The following is an 18,667-nucleotide window of genomic DNA, read 5'->3' as shown; positions in this document are numbered from 1 at the left end:
TATCAGGTGAAGTAAAACTTATCTGGAGGAAAATGATGAGTAAAAATGTTTGCTTTTTAGTAACTGAACATCCTTTTTTAGATGCACGGATATTTAAAAAGGAAGCCAAAAGCCTCGTGAAACAAGGATATAAGGTAACAATGATCGTTCCTAGGAGAGATGGGAATCTTTTTGATGTGGATGGAAGTACCTTTAGTAAAAGCTTTCAATCGAAAGCTTTTACTTATGAGGGAATTAAAGTGGTTACATATGAACAGATGTATCCCGAGAAAAATATTAAAAATCTCCATTATAATCTTCGCTCAGGCAGCTATACCCGTTTTACAGATTCCTTAACACAGTTAGGTATTGCACAGAAGGCTGATTTCTACCATGCTCATGAATTTTTTTCCCTCTATTCAGGCGTCGGAATCAAACGTGCTTTAACTTCAATGGGAAAACGCTGCAAATTAATTTATGATAGCCATGAACTAGAACCTGACCCTTTAATTAACCAACCCCAGAATACAAAAAAAATCAAAAGGCAAATGCTTGAGCACATGTTAAAAGAGCTAGATTACGTGATAACAGTGTCAGAATCTATTAAATCGTATTATCTATCAATAGAGCCACAGCTCCCTATAGAAGTTATCTATAATTCCCCTCCACTAGCTGTCGGTTATGAGCCAAGACAAGGTACTAAATCAGAATTCGTCATTGGGTATGAAGGTGTAATGAATAAGAAAAGAGGAAATTTCAATAAGTTGATGGATGTATTGGAAATGTGTAATAAACAATTTGACCTGAAAGCTAAAATCATCGGAGGATGGAAGGATTCAAAAGAGGATCTTAACTTTTGCATTCCCTCTCATCTAAAAGAAAAAGTGCAGTTTACCGGGTGGGTGAGCTATGATTCAATCCCTGAAGCCATGAACGATGTGGACCTAGGATGGATAGATTTAGACGCTGCCAACTCCTTGAATAATAGGTTTGCTATGCCAAATAAATTTTTTAGTTATTTAAATAATGGGCTCCCTATTTTAGTAAACCAGTGCACGGACATGGAAAGATTTATCCAAACCTATAAATGTGGGCATGTCGTCAAAAAGTTACAGGCCACTGCTCGGGATTACCTTCAAGCCCTCCTTCTTCTTCACTCCAATAGAGTTAAGACCCGGGAGATGGGTATTAATTCACGCAAGGTAATGGAATCGGATTTCAGCTGGGAACACATGGAAAAAAGGCTATTTAAAGTGTATGATCAATTGGCGAAAAACCTTTGAAAAGTTATCAATTTAAATATTGTGAAATGGCCCAATTATCAGGAGAGGGAAGTGATCGTTGTGGGGAAGTCCCTATTTACAAATGAGAAACGCAGCAATCGATCATTCGACTATAGTCCAGAGGATATAATTATCGGGATTAATGGAGGGAATCCCCCATAATGAAACGATGCCTTTCTCCTACCATCCCCCCATTGTCTTTGATCAGCAATCACAAGAAAATTGGCCGCTAGAATCCTCCCCTTTTGGGTCCCCTATGCTCAGGCTAACCCCTCCATCATAGCGAAAGAATTGGAAAATCTTATAAGAGATCCGCAGAAAGTGGATGAACTTAGTACACAGGCAAAGCGCCAGCGCACTCCAATAGCGGCGGAGCGCTATGTGGGTATTTAAAAAGTTTGTAACATTTTATTTGAAGGAAAAACAATATATCAAAAAGTCCAAACACAATGATTTTAATACACATAAGGTATGAAATGAACTTCTTAAGGATCAAAAGAAATGAGGTTGAAATATGTTAATAGACCAAAGCCAGTCATTGCAGAATGTAGCAGTGGTTGGCCTCGGAAAAATAGGACTGACTCTAGCTGCCGTTTTCGCCAATAATGGCTATAAAGTAGTTGGGGCAGATATAAACAAAGAGGTGGTCACTTCAGTAAATCAAGGTAAATCCCATGTTAACAATGAGCCAGGATTAGATCAGCTCGTCCTACATGCCCATAAAAATAACACGCTATCGGCTACTTCAGTAACCACAGAAGCTGTTGCCCATTCGGATATCATCGTTGTGATTGTTCCCGTTCTAGTTGATGATCAAAACAATGTAGATTACCAGTTTATTGATTCAGCCGTTCACGATATAGCCAAAGGGATTAAGAAAGGCTCGTTAGTAATCTTTGAAACAACACTTCCACCTGGGGACACGAAAAATAGATTCGGGAAAAAGATAGAGGAACTTTCGGGTTTGAGCATGGAAAAGGATTTCCACCTCGCCTATAGCCCTGAAAGAGTCTACTCAAATCGGATTCTTGAGGACTTGCAAAACTATCCAAAAGTAGTTGGAGGTTTAAATAGGCAAAGTCTTGAACTTGCATCAAATTTTTATAAAAGAGCTCTAGATTGTAATTTAATTGAAGTTAGTTCTTTAGAAACCGCGGAATTCTCCAAGGTAGCCGAGTGTGTATACCGTGATGTAAATATTGCTCTTGCTAATGAACTTGCGGTGTTTGCAGAAGAAAAAGGCGTTAATATGGCCGAGGTCATAACAGCTAGTAATAGTCAACCCTATTCGCATTTACACTCCCCTGGTATTGGTGTGGGCGGACATTGCATTCCAATCTACCCTTACTTTTTTATAGATAAAGGATTAGATCAGGGACTTACCCCTATGTCCAGGCAAATTAATGACAACATGGCTAACTATGCCGTTTCCAAAATTGAAAAAGAAATAGGATCCTTAGAGAATGAAAATGTGCTTATCTTAGGATTATCGTACAGGGAAAATGTAAAAGAGCCAACAAAATCGACTTCCTTGCTGCTCATTGACCAACTTAAAAACAAAAAGGCAAATCTATTAATTAATGACCCATTATTTACAGATAGTGAAATTCAAAAATATGGAGCTAACCCTTTATCTTTGGAAGACTCATTTGTTTCTGAAATTGATGTGGTTATCCTTCAAGCCTTTCACCAAGAATATAGCCATTTAGACTTTAGTAAGTTTAGTAAATGTAAGCTCGTTTTAGACGGTCGTAATAAGTTAAATGAACACGAGATTTCCCAATTAGGCATCAAATATAAAGGAATTGGAAATTAGGAAAGGGGGTTAAAAAATGTCAGACAACAAATTCGGGCAGATCCCAATGGTTGATCTAAAGGAAGAGTTAAGATTAATTAGAGATCCAGTATTGTCGATGTTAACGGAAGTCTTAGATAGCGGGGACTATATTTTGGGGGACAAAGGAGAGCAGCTAGAAAAACAATTGGCCCAATATGTGAACGCTTCCTATGGTCTTGGTGTCGCAAATGGTACGGATGCTTTACAATTATCGCTAAGAGCATTAAACATTGGTCCTGGTGATGAGGTAATCACGACACCGTTTACTTTCTTTGCCAGCGGTGAAGCCATTGCACAGGTAGGGGCTAAACCAGTTTTCGTTGATATAGAAGAAGAAACGTATAACATCGATCCTTCTAAAATTGAGCAAGCGATAACCCAAAATACAAAAGCCATAATTGCAGTACATTTGTATGGTCAGTCTGCTAAAATGAAAGAAATTGTCGAGATCGCAAAAACACATCACTTGAGAGTCATAGAAGATGCCTGCCAAGCCATAGGAACAGAATATGACGGAAAGAGAATTGGTGCAATCGGCGATATTGGCTGCTTCTCCTTTTTTCCCTCAAAAAACCTTGGAGCATTTGGAGACGCTGGTCTAGTTGTAACCAATCAAAAACAATTGCATGAAAAGCTTAGTGAACTTCGGAACCACGGGAGTGAAAAGAAATATCATCATTCCTCAATCGGGATGAATAGTAGACTTGATGAATTTCAGGCAGCTGTTTTGCTTGTTAAATTATATTATTTAGATATTTTCTTGCATAAGCGAAAAGAGGTCGCCAACAGATACACTGAGCACCTCAGCCATCTCTTTAAAACTCCACGAACCACAGATAATCGGGAACATACTTTTCACCAATATTGTATTGAATTAGACAACAGGGATGAACTTGCTGCAGCACTTAAAGATCATGGGATTGCTTCAGCCATTTACTATCCTATTCCACTGCACCTGCAGGAGGCTTTTCACTATCTTCACTATAAGGAAGGTGATTTTCCGATTGCAGAGAAGACAGCTAAACGAATATTAGCACTTCCTATTTCTCCAATGCTATCTTTTCAAAAACAAGATTATATTATTTCAACGGTTAAGAGATTTATGGAGACCAACGGATAGCCACTGTATCCATTGGTCTCTTTCGTTATACATCTAATGTTTTTAAAAAATCTTTCCACTTTGCTGGATTATTTTTTGTGATACTCTCACTATGTTCCCGTACATTATAAACAGTGAAATCATGGTAACGAAACCGATAATCCTTTATTAATTGATTTAACAAACTTACGTCCTCATAAAGCTTCCCATTTTCAAAATCAACCACGGGAAACCCTCCCTTTTCTTTTAAAAGTGAAGTTCTGTACACCCTTGGTCCAAGGGGGAAGCGATATGACAGTAAGTCAGCCCTTCCATTAACAGCGGTCCCTTTGGTGATCCCCTTAAAAAGAACGTCCCCAGTTAACTGCTTCCACTTTCTAAGATTACCGTATAGCACCGAAACATCCTCAGGAAGATCGGCTAACCGTTTTTTAATAACGGAAACAGCATCTGCATCAAGCCAATCATCTGCATCAAGCTCCAATATAAAGTCAGACGTTACATGAGGAAGCAGTTCATTTAAAGCCCTCGCCTTTCCCCCATTCTTTTTGTTAAATACTTTCACCCGTTCCCCATCGCTCCATCGTTGAAGCTGGTTAAAGGAGTTATCCGTTGAGCCGTCATCAATTATTAGCAATTGGTCAGGCTGTTCATTTTGTAAAAGACATGAAACAACGGCAATTTCAACGTATTTTCCCATATTATAATTCGAAATCAAGACCGAAAGCGTAGGGTGTTCCGTTTTGGCTTTTTTCAACTGATATTTCTGCACGAACTTTAGCTTTTCCATCGTATTGGCGGAGCTATTTTTCCTTGATTGCCTCACAAGTTCTTCTTTGGAAAATGTAAGAGAAGAATCCACATTTGAAAGCCAAGCAGGAAAACGAGCCTCTTGGAATGGCAGCTGAAGGTCTAATAGAAAACGCTGCTGTTTAAGGAGTGATGTGTGAACTAGTAAAGGATGATGGATGGCCATGCTTCGATTACGATAAAGGTTCCCTAACATCTTTTTTGGGTGGGAAAGCTGAAAGGATTCGGCGGTTACAGTAGAGGAAAGGTAATCCTTATCTTGAAGAAATAACACATAAGAACTGGTTAGTTTAGAGATTGTATCATTCAATGTCTGCCCCATGTCGCTATCTTTAGTGGCAATAAATTGAACCTGGTCAAACCAATCATGGCTCCTATTTAGAGACACTTTTTGCTCTTGAACAACCACAATCGATTCAATCCTGGAGCTGATTTTTTGTAAAGAGAGTAACGCCTTGTGCAATGCTGCCTTATCGGAATAATGAACGAGGATGGCGGTTATATCTTTCAACAGTAAACCTCCGTTCTCTTCAAAGCTCATATTTAATCTTGTAACTGACTCTCGTCTAGCCATTGACTAGAATTGGGGCTTCAATTTTTTCACTTCTATAACTATTCAACGGTTCAAGAAATTATGAGGTCTCCTAAGGGGAGGCCGTTTATTATAGTAGGATGCTAGGTTTATAGCGGTCCTCAAAGTAAATGGTTCATACACCACAGGCCATCCAAAGTGTGGATGGCCTGTATAGTTGTTATCTACTTTGGACGCGTAAGAGGACTTGCTAGGTCAAATATGCATATATTAGGTACTTTCAAGCAATAATCTCAGGTTATATGCAAAAAAGTTAAATTCCGTGCAATTATTCCGATTTTCATGCAAATAACAAGAATTTCATGCAATTATTTAAAGGTCACACATAGATTGGAATTAGATCTTCCAAGAGTGAGGGAACGTCTCCCTTATCCATTTTTGAGTGCATTTTCACATGCTTTCTTCACGTCCCCCAGGCTTTTGTCCATGCCAGATTCGACAGCAGCAACATAAGCTCCCTCTAAAAGTGGTGCTTCAGCGATTTCAATATCTTCGTAATCTGACATTTCCACGGCTAGCTCTGCGTTCATCATTGCACTACCCAAATCATAGATCAAAAGCACACCTCTATCAGTGTGGACCCGCTCGATGGCTGCTTGGATTTTTTCAACACTTGTACCGATTTCGTTCTCCTCGGTCCCTCCGGCAAGTTCGACAGGTACGTCTTTAGCGACTTGATTGATGATATCCTTGATTCCTTCAACTACTTTTGGGCTATGGGAAATCAGGACAATGCCTACTTGTGACATAAGAATTACTCTCCTCCTCTGATCGTTTCTGCCAAGGATGTGAATAGGTAGTAGGACGAAACGGACCCTGGGTCAAGATGGCCTATTGAACGCTCGCCTAGATAAGCTGCCCGGCCTTTCGTCGCTTTGATATCTTTTGTTTTTTCCATTGCTGTTTTAGCTGTTTCAAATAGAAGGGAAGCATCAAAGTCTTCTGCCTTTTTCATCTCTTCAGTAACAGGAGCCCAAGTATCGATTAGAGTTTTTTCTCCTTGCTCTGACTTTCCCCTCTGCTTCATACCTGCCAAAGCTTCCTCTAAGCCTGTAACAAAGCTTCCACAATCGATGGATTTCTTCCCCTTCACTGATGCCGACAATTTTAAAAAGGCTGTACCATACAACGGTCCTGCTGCACCGCCGACCTTTCCCATCAACGTCATCGCAACATCTTTCAGAATATCTGAAGCTGATTCATAATCGGATCCAGATACTTTTTGGACAACCTCCTTGAAGCCACGGGCCATATTGATGCCATGGTCGCCATCTCCGATTGCCTGATCTAATGATGTTAAATATTCTTTGTTGTCTTGGATTTTTTCGTTCGTCTTTTCCATCCATGTCACGATTTGTTCAACTTGTAGTTCCATTTTAGATACCCCTTTCCTATTAGCTGTGGAAGGCCGGCGCGTTTGAATCTGAATCTAGTAATTGTTTCGTTTCTTTATCGAGTTTGAGCAACGTAACGGAACAACCAGCCATTTCAAGTGAAGTCATATATTCACCGACAAAGGTTTTATGAATAGTAAGACCTCGCTCATGAAGGATCTCTTGGACTTTCCCATTCAAAATGTACAATTCCATCTCAGGTGTCGACCCCATTCCATTGATCATGACAGCTACTTCATCGCCACTGTTAAATTTGATGTCGTCAAGTACCTTTTGCGTCAATTCTTCTGCGACTTCGTCAGCTGAAGTCAATTTCTTCCTTTCGATTCCTGGTTCCCCATGAATGCCTATGCCAATTTCCATTTCATCCTCATCAAGAGTAAAACTAGGCTTTCCAGCAGCCGGTACCGTACAGGGAGTTAAGGCCATGCCCATGGAACGGACGTTAGCCACCACTTTTTCAGCCACGTCCTTCACTTCTTGTAAAGATCCTCCTGCAGCAGCCTTCGCCCCAGCAATCTTATGGACAAAAACCGTCCCGGCGATACCGCGCCGTCCTGTTGTGAAGGAGCTGTCTTCTACAGCTACATCGTCATTAACCACAACCTTCTCAACACTAATTCCCTCTGCCTCAGCAAGCTCTGCAGCCATCTCGAAGTTCATAACATCCCCCGTGTAGTTTTTAATGACAAGAAACACACCTGAACCGCTGTCTACCGCTTTGATTGCTTCAAACACTTGATCGGGAGTAGGTGAAGTGAACATTTCACCACATACAGCAGCATCAAGCATCCCTTCACCTAAATAGCCGGCATGAGCAGGTTCGTGACCGCTTCCACCACCGCTGACAATTCCAACCTTGTTAGGGACAGGTGCACCTTTTCGAACGATCACTGTAGTATTAGGGATTTGCTTAAGTGAATTCGGGTGGGCAGCAATCAACCCTTTTAGCATGTCTTGAACGACCTCTTCAGGATTATTAATGATCTTCTTCATCTTTTACCCTCTCCTTTTCATATAGCAATTTTTAAATGCGATAAAACTTCTGTCTGACTAGGAAAGTTCGTTTGTTATCATTTTATAATAATGCATCACAACTTGCATATAAAAAAGTCGATTGTTTAAGCACCAGAAGCTTAAACAATCGACTTTAATAAATGAAACATTCCGCTAAATGATACCTTGCATTCTCAAAACAAACTCAGCTATAATCGCTGAACCAAGGAAAGTGCCAAGCATCACAAAGGATGCTACTACAATCGTTCTCCATCCAAGCTTGACGAAATCGGCCCATGAACGACCAATCGCAATACCTGCATAGGCAAGGATGGGGGTGGTAAGGGCTAAGAGGTTTATATGGTTTGTCATAGCTACGATTTGTTCAGAGCCAGGCATCCATGGCATGGATACTAGCACACCTATAATGGCAACATAAGCTATGCTGGGAATCCTTATTGGGAGGAGTTTTTGCAAAATCAGCCCTGCTAAAGCGATCAAAATGAGAATAACCATACCTGGTATGGCCTCGACTGGGAAGATGTTATATCCAATCCAGTTGCCAAGGATTGAAACAACTCCAAAGATCAGCAATAACAATGTCCATTCCTGTACACTTTTCAGCATGGTTACGCACCCCTTCCCGTCTTAGCATCTGACCTGTTATCTCTTCGCTTTGTTAACACATCATATAATTTTTCCGTCAACGGTAATCCAATGAATATACTCATGTACAAACCGGTCGATAATGACAGGAGGTTACTTGCTCCGGCGAAGGCAAGGATATTCGTTTCCATACTAGGAAAGGCGGCTACAAGTGAGCCACTGGCTGCTGCCATCATACTGCCGCTGCCGATCCCTGATGCCATCGCAAAGGATAACGGGTGGATTGGTGTAATGGTCGCTAAAAATCCAGAGATGAGGCCCATAAATACGGCACCAAACACTGTTCCAAAGATGTAAATGGCCATAACTCCCCGCCCTTCCGGGGAATTAAATCCGTATTTGTCCATGATCAGCCCGACATTGGGTTCACGAGCCACTGAGTGCGTCATGCCAATACTTTCTCTTTTTAAGCCAAGAAAGACAGCGATCGGCAGGGCTATGAAAATGGTCCCCAGGTTTCCAAACTCTTGCAGCAATAAGGCAGGTCCGGCGGCAATAATTTGCGGTAATGACGGACCTATGATCACACCAATTTTTGCAATTAACAGCGTGACCCCTAGAACAATTAGAGGTTCGGCATGTTTAGATTGTTTTTCTTTAACAATTGGGGTGAAATACAGAGCAAGACCTATAATGATCGCATAAAGCATAGGCAATAACAGAATAACCCCTGGCCCAACAGAAAATTCGTGTGTGCCGATCAACTCTGTTATCACTACAATAACAAATATAAGTGCATGCAGACGCCAATCCTTCCATAGATTTTTTTGCACTTCAGACATATGCCCGCCTCCTCATCTGTTGTCTTTATTTGTTATTTTTTAAGCAGATTCTTTATAACTTGGCTGACTAACTATTGCATGCTATGCCTGATCAATTGATTCCACATATGCCTTCAATACATGGACACCTTGAACGCAGTCATTTAAAGATGACCACTCTTCAGGGTTATGACTTACGCCGTCTTTACTTTTCACAAATAGCATGGCTACTGGAAGGTGGCTTCCGATGATTAATGCATCATGCCCGGCACCACTTGGTAGTTCTGTCGCGGGAATCTGATGCTGTTCCATTGCCTGGCGCAGGTATTGTTTGATATCAGACTGTATCGGTACTGGAGTGACTTGCAACGTTTGTTTATGACTGCACCGAACTCCGTAATTTTGGGAAGTCTTCTCTGCTTCCTCAATAATTAATTGAGTCAGCTCTGTTCGTGTGTCTTCATGGATGTCGCGAATATCGACATGCAAGGCGACTTTTCCCGGGATGACATTGATTCCATTCGGGTAGACGTGAAGTTTCCCGACAGTAGCGACGGCAGAATCACTCACCTGGCCCGGCAGACTATGAATGCGGCTAATGAATCCCCCAGCAGCCACTAATGCGTCTTGGCGATCGGTCATTGGTGTGTTTCCGGCATGGCCTGCGTTCCCATAAAATTCGACCTCGAGCCAGCTTGGGCCTGCAATGCCAGATACGATACCTACGGGAAGGTTTTGCTCGTCTAACTTTTTCCCTTGTTCAATATGGACCTCGACGAATGATGCCACCTCGTTCAGATTTCGAGCAGCACCGGCGAAACTCTCCGCAGATAACCCAACTTCACTCATCACACGTTCAAATGAGTTCCCATCTTGGTCGACGAGTCCCTGCTGAAGTTCCATATCGACATCACCGGTCATCGCCCTGCTTCCTGTCAGACCACTGTTGAAACGAGACCCCTCTTCATCGGAAAAAATTGCCACTTCATACGGCCTTGTCGGCTGATAACCGTTTTCCTTCCAGGCTTCCACTAGTTCTAGCGAAGAAAGGACACCAAGGGGCCCGTCAAAATGACCGCCATTTGGTACGCTATCCAAATGAGAGCCACTGACAATCGCCGGCAGGGAAGGATTTTTCCCTTCTAGGCGGCCGAATACATTCCCAGCACCATCCTCTGTGATAGAAAGACCTAATTCTTTCATCCATCCTTTAACCAATGTTTTCGCCTGCTTTTCCTCCTGGGAGAAGCCAACTCTCCGGCTTCCTCCATCTTCCGTAAGACCGATCTTGGAAATCTCATGCAGCCTTCTTGCAATCCTATCCCCATCGATGCCACCAGAGGAAAGGGATGGACTGTAGTCTTCTATTAATCTCGTATATAAATCCCAACTATTAGACATGTGCACCCTTCCTTTCCGCTAGATTTTTATAGACGGAGCCATTTTTCATAACCATTGTGATATGATCACTGTTTTCTAATGCACGGATATCCTTAAGAGGATCCACATCGGTCAAAATGACATCGGCAAGTTTTCCTGCTTCGATTGTTCCGACTTGATCTTCCCAGCCAAGGCACTCGGCCGCGGTTTTAGTAGTGGCTACAAGAGCTTCCATCGGTGACATGCCGATATCACACATCAGCCCAAGCTCGCGGAGGTTGGTCCCGTGTGCCATTACCCCTGCATCTGTTCCCATCGCAATCTTTACACCAGCTTTATAAGCCTTAGCAACACTTGCCCTATGGGCCTCAACGACCTCCTTGGATTTCTCGACAGCATATGGTGCCATCTTGTCATCTTTCTCACTCGACTCTAGCACGGAAATAGGGGCGAGCAAGGTAGGGACAAGGAAAGTACCATTCTCGAGCATCAGTTCAATTGCTTCATCATCGATATAGATGCCATGTTCAATAGAGTAGATGCCTGCTCGGATAGCATTCTTGATACCTTCTGCTCCCTGGGCATGGGCCATCACCTTTATACCTTTACGAAAATGAGCTTCTTCCACCATCACTTCTAATTCTTCCTGTGAGAACTGGGTAAACTCTGGGTGGTCAGTTGGACTCGTTACTCCTCCTGTCGCATGGACTTTAATCACATCGGCTCCAGCACGCAGCATTTCACGCACTGTTTTGCGAACAGCTTCTTTGCCATCACAAATCGCGTTCGGCATTCCCGGATACGTCTGCATCGTTGTGTCTACTCCAGAACGATTCCAATTATCTCCGTGTCCCCCGGTAATCGTTAGTGGATTGATGCTTACTTGCATGCGCGGTCCATCCACAAGGCCATCTTCTACAGCTTTTTTCATACCGGCATCTGAAAACCCGGCATCACGAACAGAGGTGATGCCGACATCCAATGTTCGTTTCAAATAATGGACACTTTCATAAAAACGATAGGAAAAAGGTGTCAGAATCGCGTCTTGAATATTTCTCAACTCCATCGCCATATGCACGTGCGTATCGATTAAGCCCGGCAAAATATATTTGCCTGTCGCATCGATCACAGTGGCATCCTCTGGTATTGATATTTCTGCTGACTTTCCTACTAGCTCAATAAAATTGTCCTTAATTAGTACAGCTGCACCAGGGACCGGCTCATTTCCTTGGCCATCGAGCAACGTTCCATTTTTAATTAGTGTATAGGCCATTAGCAATCTCTCCTTTTTTAAAGTGTACCTATTAGAATACTTGCGATAACGATTGATCCAACAGTGACTGAAGTGAAACCTCCGATCAACATTGGCGCAAGTAATTCATCCATAATCCTTTTTTGTTCGGCTTCATTACGTCCAATACTTCTGCTTACTTCTTCTACGATCAAATAATCTCCAGGGAAGCCGTACAGTGCCGTCAGTACGATCGGTACTGCCTTAGTCGGTTTCCATTTGAAAATTTTCGCTCCTATCATTCCACCGATAACTAGACCTGTCGTCCCTACTACAATCACGAATAATACTGCTACAAGCGAAGATACAACTTGGTCCCAAGTGATGCCAACGAGTGAATTAACAACGACGATGATCAATGCCACCATCGCAAGTCCTGAACTATTAGAGCGATCGAGTGTTTTGTCAGGATAAAACCCTAAAGCAAACCCTATGATCCCGATAGCGAGCGACCAGAGGCTATAATTGATGCCGGTTATTTCACCTAGCCAAGTAGCTAGCGCCCCGCCAATAAACAATAGGAACAGCAGAAAGAAGTTGCTTTGCATAAAGCGGTCTGGAAGCAGCAATTTTTTGTTCTTACTTGCCCTTTCCATTTCATCATCTTGTTGATCAGGATAATTTTCACTAGAAAAATCATCCCTTATCGACACAGCATACTTACTTAACAGCGTAGAAGTAAGTGGCATGCCAACAAGGTTTTGCAGCGCAAACACAACAACCGGAATCGCGGCAAGCGAAGTGAAACCGGCTTCTGTTAGTCCTTCTTGCGTAACAATGTAGGCGATAATTCCGCCAGTTAGCGGGCCTGCTCCAGCTACGGCTGTTTTATAATCGAAAATAAGGGAAATGATGATGAGCATTGCTCCGACAGATACTAGGAGACCTATCAATGTAATAAGGACTGCCTTGTACTGCTTTTTGATGACAGATAACGGGATCATCGTTCCCAGGTGTACGATTAATACGGGAACGAGCACACCGCCGGCAGCCACGAAGGTCGATGCTTCAATATAAGATTCCGGCAATATACCGGTTTGCAGCAACACAAAAGTAACAGCTACAACTACTAATAATGTAGGAATCTTTGCTCTCGATGACAGTGAGAGAACTTCCCCTAAAGCAATAATAGAAACTAGGATCAATACAATAAATATGGGCGCCATTCCTACACATCCTTTTCCTTTAGTTTTAAAAGTTAGTAGTCAAAATTATAAGATAATTCAAATAGATAAAATATATAGATAACCGACAAAAAATGAGTTAGAATTTTGTCGGTTATCTATAATGGGTTACATTTTTGCATTCAAATACTCAAGAATACGGAGCCCTAACTGTAGTTCGAATGCTTCCCTACCTGTTAACTTTTCAATATGCAATATTCCGTAGATCGTTTTCAAACGGTACTTGACTGTATTAACATGGACAAACAGTTCCTTAGAGCACTTTTCCATATTCTGATTCGATTCCAAGTAAACTCGCAGCGTTTGCAGCAGTTCAGTATCATGGTCGTGATCATAACTGATAATAGTCCCCAAAATCTCGTCGACGTATTCTTGTAATTCTTTTCGATCAAATTTTAAAAACAATCGATACGGTCCGAGCTGTTTATACGTCAACAATGATTTCCCGTTGTACGCTGACTGCAAATATTGTACACAACGTTTCGCATCCCTGTATGACAAGTGAACGTGCTTCAATTTTTCCACGACTTGACCAAACCCTGCTAAGTTATCGAGCGCCAGTTTCTCATTGGAAGTTCGAATGATTTTTGAAAATAGTTTCTCTAAATGCTGGAACACCTGCTCTTCATCCATTGAAGAGGAAACCGTGAACATCAATGTAACCTCCATATTTTTATCATACACAAGCGTCTTATATGGAAGTCTCGAAACCTCTCGATAGATGATCCGCATCAGTTGCTGCTTCTTTTCACTAATCTTTTCAAAAGCAAGCAGCGGATTTTTGATATAGAGCTGTGCGATGACATAGTGATGAGATTTGTGTTCGGGAAAGTTGAGTTTTGCTAAATGATTAGAAGACAGCTCATCATATGGGGCATGGATCAACTGTTCTAAAATCGAGCCCGAATGACTAAAATCCTCTGCCAAAAGACGTTCCTGCCGGTCGATTTCCATCGCGAAAATCGTAATCGCTTGTTCAATAGCGATCCTATCTAAAGGGTCCAGTTCGGATAAATCTTCCGTGATGATGGTCAGGAGACCGAGCGTCTGCTTTTCCGTCTTAATGGGAAAGAAATAAATAAAATGGTCTTTTTGAAACAAACTTGTGCGATGAGACGAGAAACCTTGCTTAGTGATACTCGTTTCCAGTAACGGACCGAAGCTTTTACTAAGTTCATCTGCTAACGGGCCTGCTTCCGGACTTGATATCGCTAATGACTCATTGAATTCATTGAACACCATTACATGTTTCCCCATTAAACCCGCGAGCGATTTGGTGATGTCACTCAAGCCTCCCTTCGAAAGGGACACCTTCGATAATTCTTCATGGATCTTCTTCGTGCGCTCATTTTGTGAAAAAAGCGTGGCGTTCTCAATCGCAATGGCCGCTTGCCCAGCGAACGTCTCAAGCAGCTGTAAATCTGACTCATCGAACTGAATATCCTCTGAATAAATATCGACCGTCAGCACTCCAATGCAGTCATCATTTGATATCAACGGCACGCAAATCGCACTCATCGGGTATTCCATTCTGCCTAGAGACTTAGCATAAAAGTGTTCGGTTTCGGGTGAGACATTAGACATCCCGTGTGTGGTATCATCCTCTGAATAAAAGATCTTTCCTCTTTTCAATAAAAAGGTCCGACCACTCATTCCTTCCCCTGGTCGTAAATAAGCATGCTTCATATACTCCATATCAAATCCGATGGCACTTTTGGCATAAAGCATGTCCAGTTGTTTATCATATAAAAACAATACACTGGCATTGGCGCCACCAATTACGTTATGCACCTCTTTAATCAGCTGGTTTAATACTTCTGAAAGGTCTCTTGTTGAGTTTAAAACACGCACGGAATTGATTAAGCTCATCAGCCGTTTCTCACTTTCCATTACGCCATCTCCTAACATGTATAGTTACTAACAAAGGTAACACATGTTCAACCTTGAAAACCATTCACCTTTTTAGAACGATCTAGTTTTTTAACATAAGTAACCTCAGGTCATCCAAATACTGGTTGACCTGAGGTAGTATATGGTGTTTATTATTTTTTTAATTCTTCCGCTTGTCCTAAAACTTTTTCTCCATCCATCGTACCGTATGCCATCTGATCAATAATATCTACAGGTGTACCAAATGGCTCGGCTTTCTTAGTAATCTGTGCTTTCAGATAACGCACTTGAGGCCCGATCAGGATAACATCAAGATCCTCCATATGCTTAGTTAAATCTGTTTCGGCATAGGCATCAATATTTGCTTCTAACCCTTTATCTTTAGCTACTTGGCGCATTTTTTGAACGAGCATACTAGTAGACATACCTGCTGAACAAACAAGAGCAATTTTCATCATTCTTTTCCTCCTCTAATTTCTTTATATAGATCAATCATTTCTTTGGCCATATCTTTTAACGTCATCGCCGTCATTAAATGATCCTGTGCGTGGATAAGTAAGACGGAAGGTGTAGCTCCCTCACCTGTTGCTTCTTTTTGTAAAAGGGACGTTTGAGTTTGATGGGCTTTATGAAGTTCAGATTCAGCTTCCTCCATTTTATCATCTGCTTGTTTATAGTCTCCTTGTTTAACTACTTGGAGTGCCTCCATCGCAGAAGATCTCGCATTGCCAGCATGTAAAATTATTTCAAACGATACTTGTTCAATGTTAATCGTTTTAGTCATTGTGCATTTCTCCTTTGTTCTGAGCTAGGTTCATTTTCTGATGAGAAGTCTTCACTTCCAGTATTTTTTAAGCTTGCGCGATCGGCAGCCATGATAAATGGAATGTAAAGGATTGTGGCCATGGTCAAGTTAACCAGTTGCAATAAGACTCCACTCCAGGACCCTCCTGTAACAAGATAACCACTAATAATCGGTGGTGTTGTCCAAGGCAGTATAGCAACGGTTTTCGGTACGAAGCCAAGTGCAAGGGCAAAGTAAGCTACAACCGTCATTATAATTGGGATCAAAATAAATGGAATGAACATAATTGGATTTAAGACAATCGGTAAGCCAAACAGCATAGGCTCGTTAATATTAAACGCACCAGGAGCTGCAGAAAGCTTCCCAACGGTTCGGTAATGTTTTGATTTTACAACGGTAAAGATCGCAATAATTAAAGCAAGTGTAGCTCCCGATCCCCCATAAATACATAGGCATCAAAGAATGGCTTGGTCACGATATAAGGTACATCAAACGCACTCATGCCTTCGGAAAATAAGGCCTGATTTTCTTGGATCAATGGAAGATAAATAGATTCCATAATCGGTCCTAAAATATTCGTCCCGTGAAGCCCGAAAAACCATAAAAGCTGGTTAAGGAATGAGAATATAATAGCTGAACCTAGTGTGTTGGATAACCCTTGTAAAGGTTCCTGTATAGATGTAAATACTAGTTCATGGATGCTTTGTCCTGTAAGATTTACAATAATTGCGTTAAATAAACCAGCAATAAAGAGTATAACAGCCGCTGGTAACAGAGCATTAAATGATTTTGTTACACCATCAGGTACACCAGCTGGCATTTTGATTTTTAGTTTCTCTGCCTGGGAGAACAGACGGAAAATTTCCGTTGACACTATGGCTGTTAAAACGGCCACAAATAACCCTTGTGCACCTAACCAAGTCATTGCAAGGCCAAAATCTTCGGTGGTCGGGGTAAGAACAACAAATGCACCGACACCAACGAGTGCTGCTGATAATCCATCACTTCCATAGGACTCGGCAAGTTTATAGCTAATGGCAGCTGCTACCAGTAAACTCAATATAGCAAACGAACCGTTCCAAATAGCGCCACCAACGGATTTCCAATCCTGGCCAAAAACATTCATCATGAAATCTTGAAATCCAGGTATCGGAAAATTGTTAATTAAAATGGCTAGTGACCCAATAATAATAAGCGGCATAATAGCAACAAAGCCATCACGGATCGCAACCAGATGACGTTGCGATCCGATTTTCCCAGCAATAGGCATTAATTTCGATTCGACGAGGTTCATAAATCCACTTTGTTTCATACGTTCACTACCTCCTTATCAAATTGGGCTAAATATGGTTTATGAGCTTGTAAAAGTTCGTCTAATACCATTTGGGCCTTCTCATCTGAAGTGACAAGTGGATTCATGATGATAGAGGCATAAGCCTTTCTGTAGTCACCCGTAACGGCAGCATCAATAACGAGCTGTTCAAATTTCTTCAATTGTATAATCGATCCGCTTATGGTATCAGGTAAAGGGCCAATAGCTAACGGCATAGGACCACTTGCTGAAATTACACTATTTACTTCAATGACAGCATCAGATGGTAAATCTGGAATACTTCCTTTATTTAAAGTATTGACCGTTTGGACATCCATTGAGTTGTTATAAATAGATGACATTAAACTACAGGCAGATTCACTATAATAGGCCCCTCCACGTTCCTCCAACTCCTGAGGCTTCTCCTTAAGGTTCGGGTTTTTGTACTTTTCAAAAAGTTTATTTTCGACTTCCATAACGACTTCTGCACGCGTCCCGTTCTCCCTATAAGCCTGAAGATCCTTTGCCAAGATTTCTTCATGCTGGAAATAATATTGATGATAAGGATTTGGAAGCATGTTGAGTGATTGCAAGAAATTCTTGTTCCATGGAAGAGAAACAATATTAGCCGGTGAATAATTAAGATCATCATCAATAAGATGTCGCATAGCCTCATCTGTTTGATCAACTCCATCAATAAACACTCGTTTTCCGAATACAAAATGGTTAAGTCCAATAAATTCGATCATGACACGATCAGCACTTACATTAAAAATCTCGCCAATACCGCTTCTCATGTTATAGGGAATATTACAGACTCCAATAACTTTTTGATGTTGACTATGCTTCATAACAGCTTCGGTAACGATTCCAGCTGGATTCGTAAAATTCACGAGCCAAGCGTTTGGACAGATTTCATGAATGTCACTAGCAATCTCAAGTAGGACAGGGATGGTACGAAATGCTTTAAAAACCCCCCCCGCTCCATTGGTTTCCTGACCGATCATTCCATGTTTTAACGGGATACTTTCATCAAGTGCCCGGGCTTTAAGTCCACCAACTCGAATTTGCGTTGTCACAAAATCGGCTCCCTGTAAAGCTTTCCTTCTATCTTTTGTGTAGCGAATTTGTATAGAAGCTTTAGCGTCTTCGATCATTCGTTTAGCTAGATTAGCTACAATCTCTTGTTTTCGTTCCCCTTCATCGATGTCAACTAAGACAATTTCTGAAACAGGGAATTGATGATGGCGCTTAATCATTCCATCAATAATTTCGGGTGTGTAGCTCGATCCCCCACCAATAATGACAACTTTTAGACTCATGATTGAACCTCCCTCAATTTACTTGAAAACGTTTTCTTAGATGAATAGTAACAGATCATAACAAAT

Annotated in this window: 16 protein-coding genes and 1 pseudogene; 3 read left to right on the top strand and 14 right to left on the bottom strand. The window is 41.6% G+C overall.

Annotated features, from left to right (window positions below):
* Positions 1-35 precede the first annotated feature (35 nt).
* From MUO15_RS18450 to MUO15_RS18440, 3 genes are all read left to right on the top strand, one after another.
* Positions 36-1,262 (top strand): glycosyltransferase family 4 protein, encoded by a 1,227-nt coding sequence (locus MUO15_RS18450; protein ID WP_245031631.1) that lies wholly within the window; start codon positions 36-38, stop codon positions 1,260-1,262.
* 514 nt (positions 1,263-1,776) lie between these two features.
* Positions 1,777-3,078: a nucleotide sugar dehydrogenase gene (locus tag MUO15_RS18445; protein WP_245031629.1), complete on the top strand. Its 1,302-nt coding sequence runs from the start codon at positions 1,777-1,779 to the stop codon at positions 3,076-3,078.
* Between the two features lie 16 nt (positions 3,079-3,094).
* Entirely contained in the window at positions 3,095-4,219 is a 1,125-nt protein-coding gene (locus MUO15_RS18440; RefSeq protein WP_245031621.1) for a DegT/DnrJ/EryC1/StrS family aminotransferase, read from the top strand.
* A gap of 25 nt (positions 4,220-4,244) precedes the next feature.
* Here MUO15_RS18440 and MUO15_RS18435 read toward each other — a convergent pair whose 3' ends face one another.
* From MUO15_RS18435 to MUO15_RS18370, 14 genes and pseudogenes are all read right to left on the bottom strand, one after another.
* The gene (locus MUO15_RS18435; RefSeq protein WP_245031619.1) at positions 4,245-5,519 is read right to left on the bottom strand and encodes a glycosyltransferase family 2 protein; all 1,275 of its coding nucleotides are present in this window, start codon (positions 5,517-5,519) and stop codon (positions 4,245-4,247) included.
* A 449-nt stretch (positions 5,520-5,968) separates the two neighbouring features.
* The gene (gene dhaM / locus MUO15_RS18430; RefSeq protein WP_245031617.1) at positions 5,969-6,349 is read right to left on the bottom strand and encodes a dihydroxyacetone kinase phosphoryl donor subunit DhaM; all 381 of its coding nucleotides are present in this window, start codon (positions 6,347-6,349) and stop codon (positions 5,969-5,971) included.
* 5 nt (positions 6,350-6,354) lie between these two features.
* Entirely contained in the window at positions 6,355-6,975 is a 621-nt protein-coding gene (gene dhaL / locus MUO15_RS18425) for a dihydroxyacetone kinase subunit DhaL (RefSeq protein WP_245031608.1), read from the bottom strand.
* 19 nt (positions 6,976-6,994) lie between these two features.
* Positions 6,995-7,990 (bottom strand): dihydroxyacetone kinase subunit DhaK, encoded by a 996-nt coding sequence (dhaK, locus tag MUO15_RS18420; protein WP_245031606.1) that lies wholly within the window; start codon positions 7,988-7,990, stop codon positions 6,995-6,997.
* Between the two features lie 174 nt (positions 7,991-8,164).
* Positions 8,165-8,617 (bottom strand): hypothetical protein, encoded by a 453-nt coding sequence (locus MUO15_RS18415; RefSeq protein ID WP_245031604.1) that lies wholly within the window; start codon positions 8,615-8,617, stop codon positions 8,165-8,167.
* 2 nt (positions 8,618-8,619) lie between these two features.
* Positions 8,620-9,438, bottom strand: a complete 819-nt coding sequence (locus tag MUO15_RS18410; RefSeq protein ID WP_245031602.1) for a DUF3100 domain-containing protein — start codon at positions 9,436-9,438, stop codon at positions 8,620-8,622.
* 81 nt (positions 9,439-9,519) lie between these two features.
* The gene (locus MUO15_RS18405) at positions 9,520-10,818 is read right to left on the bottom strand and encodes a M20 family metallo-hydrolase (protein WP_245031600.1); all 1,299 of its coding nucleotides are present in this window, start codon (positions 10,816-10,818) and stop codon (positions 9,520-9,522) included.
* On the bottom strand, positions 10,811-12,070 hold the full coding sequence (locus tag MUO15_RS18400; protein ID WP_245031598.1) for a metal-dependent hydrolase family protein: 1,260 nt from the start codon (positions 12,068-12,070) through the stop codon (positions 10,811-10,813). The genes MUO15_RS18405 and MUO15_RS18400 overlap by 8 nt, the downstream gene beginning before the upstream one ends.
* A 17-nt stretch (positions 12,071-12,087) precedes the next feature.
* The gene (locus MUO15_RS18395) at positions 12,088-13,254 is read right to left on the bottom strand and encodes a hypothetical protein (protein ID WP_245031596.1); all 1,167 of its coding nucleotides are present in this window, start codon (positions 13,252-13,254) and stop codon (positions 12,088-12,090) included.
* Between the two features lie 126 nt (positions 13,255-13,380).
* Positions 13,381-15,162, bottom strand: coding sequence for a helix-turn-helix domain-containing protein (locus MUO15_RS18390; RefSeq protein ID WP_245031594.1), 1,782 nt, complete (start codon positions 15,160-15,162; stop codon positions 13,381-13,383).
* Between the two features lie 152 nt (positions 15,163-15,314).
* On the bottom strand, positions 15,315-15,617 hold the full coding sequence (locus MUO15_RS18385; protein WP_245036088.1) for a PTS sugar transporter subunit IIB: 303 nt from the start codon (positions 15,615-15,617) through the stop codon (positions 15,315-15,317).
* Entirely contained in the window at positions 15,617-15,946 is a 330-nt protein-coding gene (locus tag MUO15_RS18380) for a PTS sugar transporter subunit IIA (RefSeq protein WP_245031592.1), read from the bottom strand. The genes MUO15_RS18385 and MUO15_RS18380 overlap by 1 nt, the downstream gene beginning before the upstream one ends.
* A pseudogene (gene celB, locus MUO15_RS18375) lies at positions 15,943-17,279 on the bottom strand (PTS cellobiose transporter subunit IIC). Before celB ends, MUO15_RS18380 begins: the two are co-directional and overlap by 4 nt.
* A complete protein-coding gene (locus MUO15_RS18370; RefSeq protein WP_245031590.1) occupies positions 17,276-18,601 on the bottom strand; it encodes a 6-phospho-beta-glucosidase in 1,326 nt (441 codons plus the stop codon). The pseudogene celB and the gene MUO15_RS18370 overlap by 4 nt, the downstream one beginning before the upstream one ends.
* Positions 18,602-18,667: the final 66 nt, after the last annotated feature.

This window comes from Halobacillus amylolyticus, assembly GCF_022921115.1.
In the GTDB taxonomy this organism is placed as follows: Bacteria; Bacillota; Bacilli; order Bacillales; family Halobacillaceae; genus Halobacillus_A; species Halobacillus_A amylolyticus.
The sequence above is the reverse complement of the archived record's forward strand: the minus strand, read 5'-3'. Positions and strand labels throughout refer to the sequence as shown.

What these genes read in the sequence shown, in the direction of transcription:
- MUO15_RS18450 (WP_245031631.1), top strand. Translation starts at nt 36, where the DNA reads ATGAGTAAAAATGTTTGCTTTTTAGTAACTGAACATCCTTTTTTAGAT.
- MUO15_RS18445 (WP_245031629.1), top strand. Translation starts at nt 1,777, where the DNA reads ATGTTAATAGACCAAAGCCAGTCATTGCAGAATGTAGCAGTGGTTGGC.
- MUO15_RS18440 (WP_245031621.1), top strand. Translation starts at nt 3,095, where the DNA reads ATGTCAGACAACAAATTCGGGCAGATCCCAATGGTTGATCTAAAGGAA.
- dhaM (WP_245031617.1), bottom strand. Translation starts at nt 6,349, where the DNA reads ATGTCACAAGTAGGCATTGTCCTGATTTCCCATAGCCCAAAAGTAGTT.
- dhaL (WP_245031608.1), bottom strand. Translation starts at nt 6,975, where the DNA reads ATGGAACTACAAGTTGAACAAATCGTGACATGGATGGAAAAGACGAAC.
- dhaK (WP_245031606.1), bottom strand. Translation starts at nt 7,990, where the DNA reads ATGAAGAAGATCATTAATAATCCTGAAGAGGTCGTTCAAGACATGCTA.
- MUO15_RS18415 (WP_245031604.1), bottom strand. Translation starts at nt 8,617, where the DNA reads ATGCTGAAAAGTGTACAGGAATGGACATTGTTATTGCTGATCTTTGGA.
- MUO15_RS18410 (WP_245031602.1), bottom strand. Translation starts at nt 9,438, where the DNA reads ATGTCTGAAGTGCAAAAAAATCTATGGAAGGATTGGCGTCTGCATGCA.
- MUO15_RS18405 (WP_245031600.1), bottom strand. Translation starts at nt 10,818, where the DNA reads ATGTCTAATAGTTGGGATTTATATACGAGATTAATAGAAGACTACAGT.
- MUO15_RS18400 (WP_245031598.1), bottom strand. Translation starts at nt 12,070, where the DNA reads ATGGCCTATACACTAATTAAAAATGGAACGTTGCTCGATGGCCAAGGA.
- MUO15_RS18395 (WP_245031596.1), bottom strand. Translation starts at nt 13,254, where the DNA reads ATGGCGCCCATATTTATTGTATTGATCCTAGTTTCTATTATTGCTTTA.
- MUO15_RS18390 (WP_245031594.1), bottom strand. Translation starts at nt 15,162, where the DNA reads ATGGAAAGTGAGAAACGGCTGATGAGCTTAATCAATTCCGTGCGTGTT.
- MUO15_RS18385 (WP_245036088.1), bottom strand. Translation starts at nt 15,617, where the DNA reads ATGAAAATTGCTCTTGTTTGTTCAGCAGGTATGTCTACTAGTATGCTC.
- MUO15_RS18380 (WP_245031592.1), bottom strand. Translation starts at nt 15,946, where the DNA reads ATGACTAAAACGATTAACATTGAACAAGTATCGTTTGAAATAATTTTA.
- MUO15_RS18370 (WP_245031590.1), bottom strand. Translation starts at nt 18,601, where the DNA reads ATGAGTCTAAAAGTTGTCATTATTGGTGGGGGATCGAGCTACACACCC.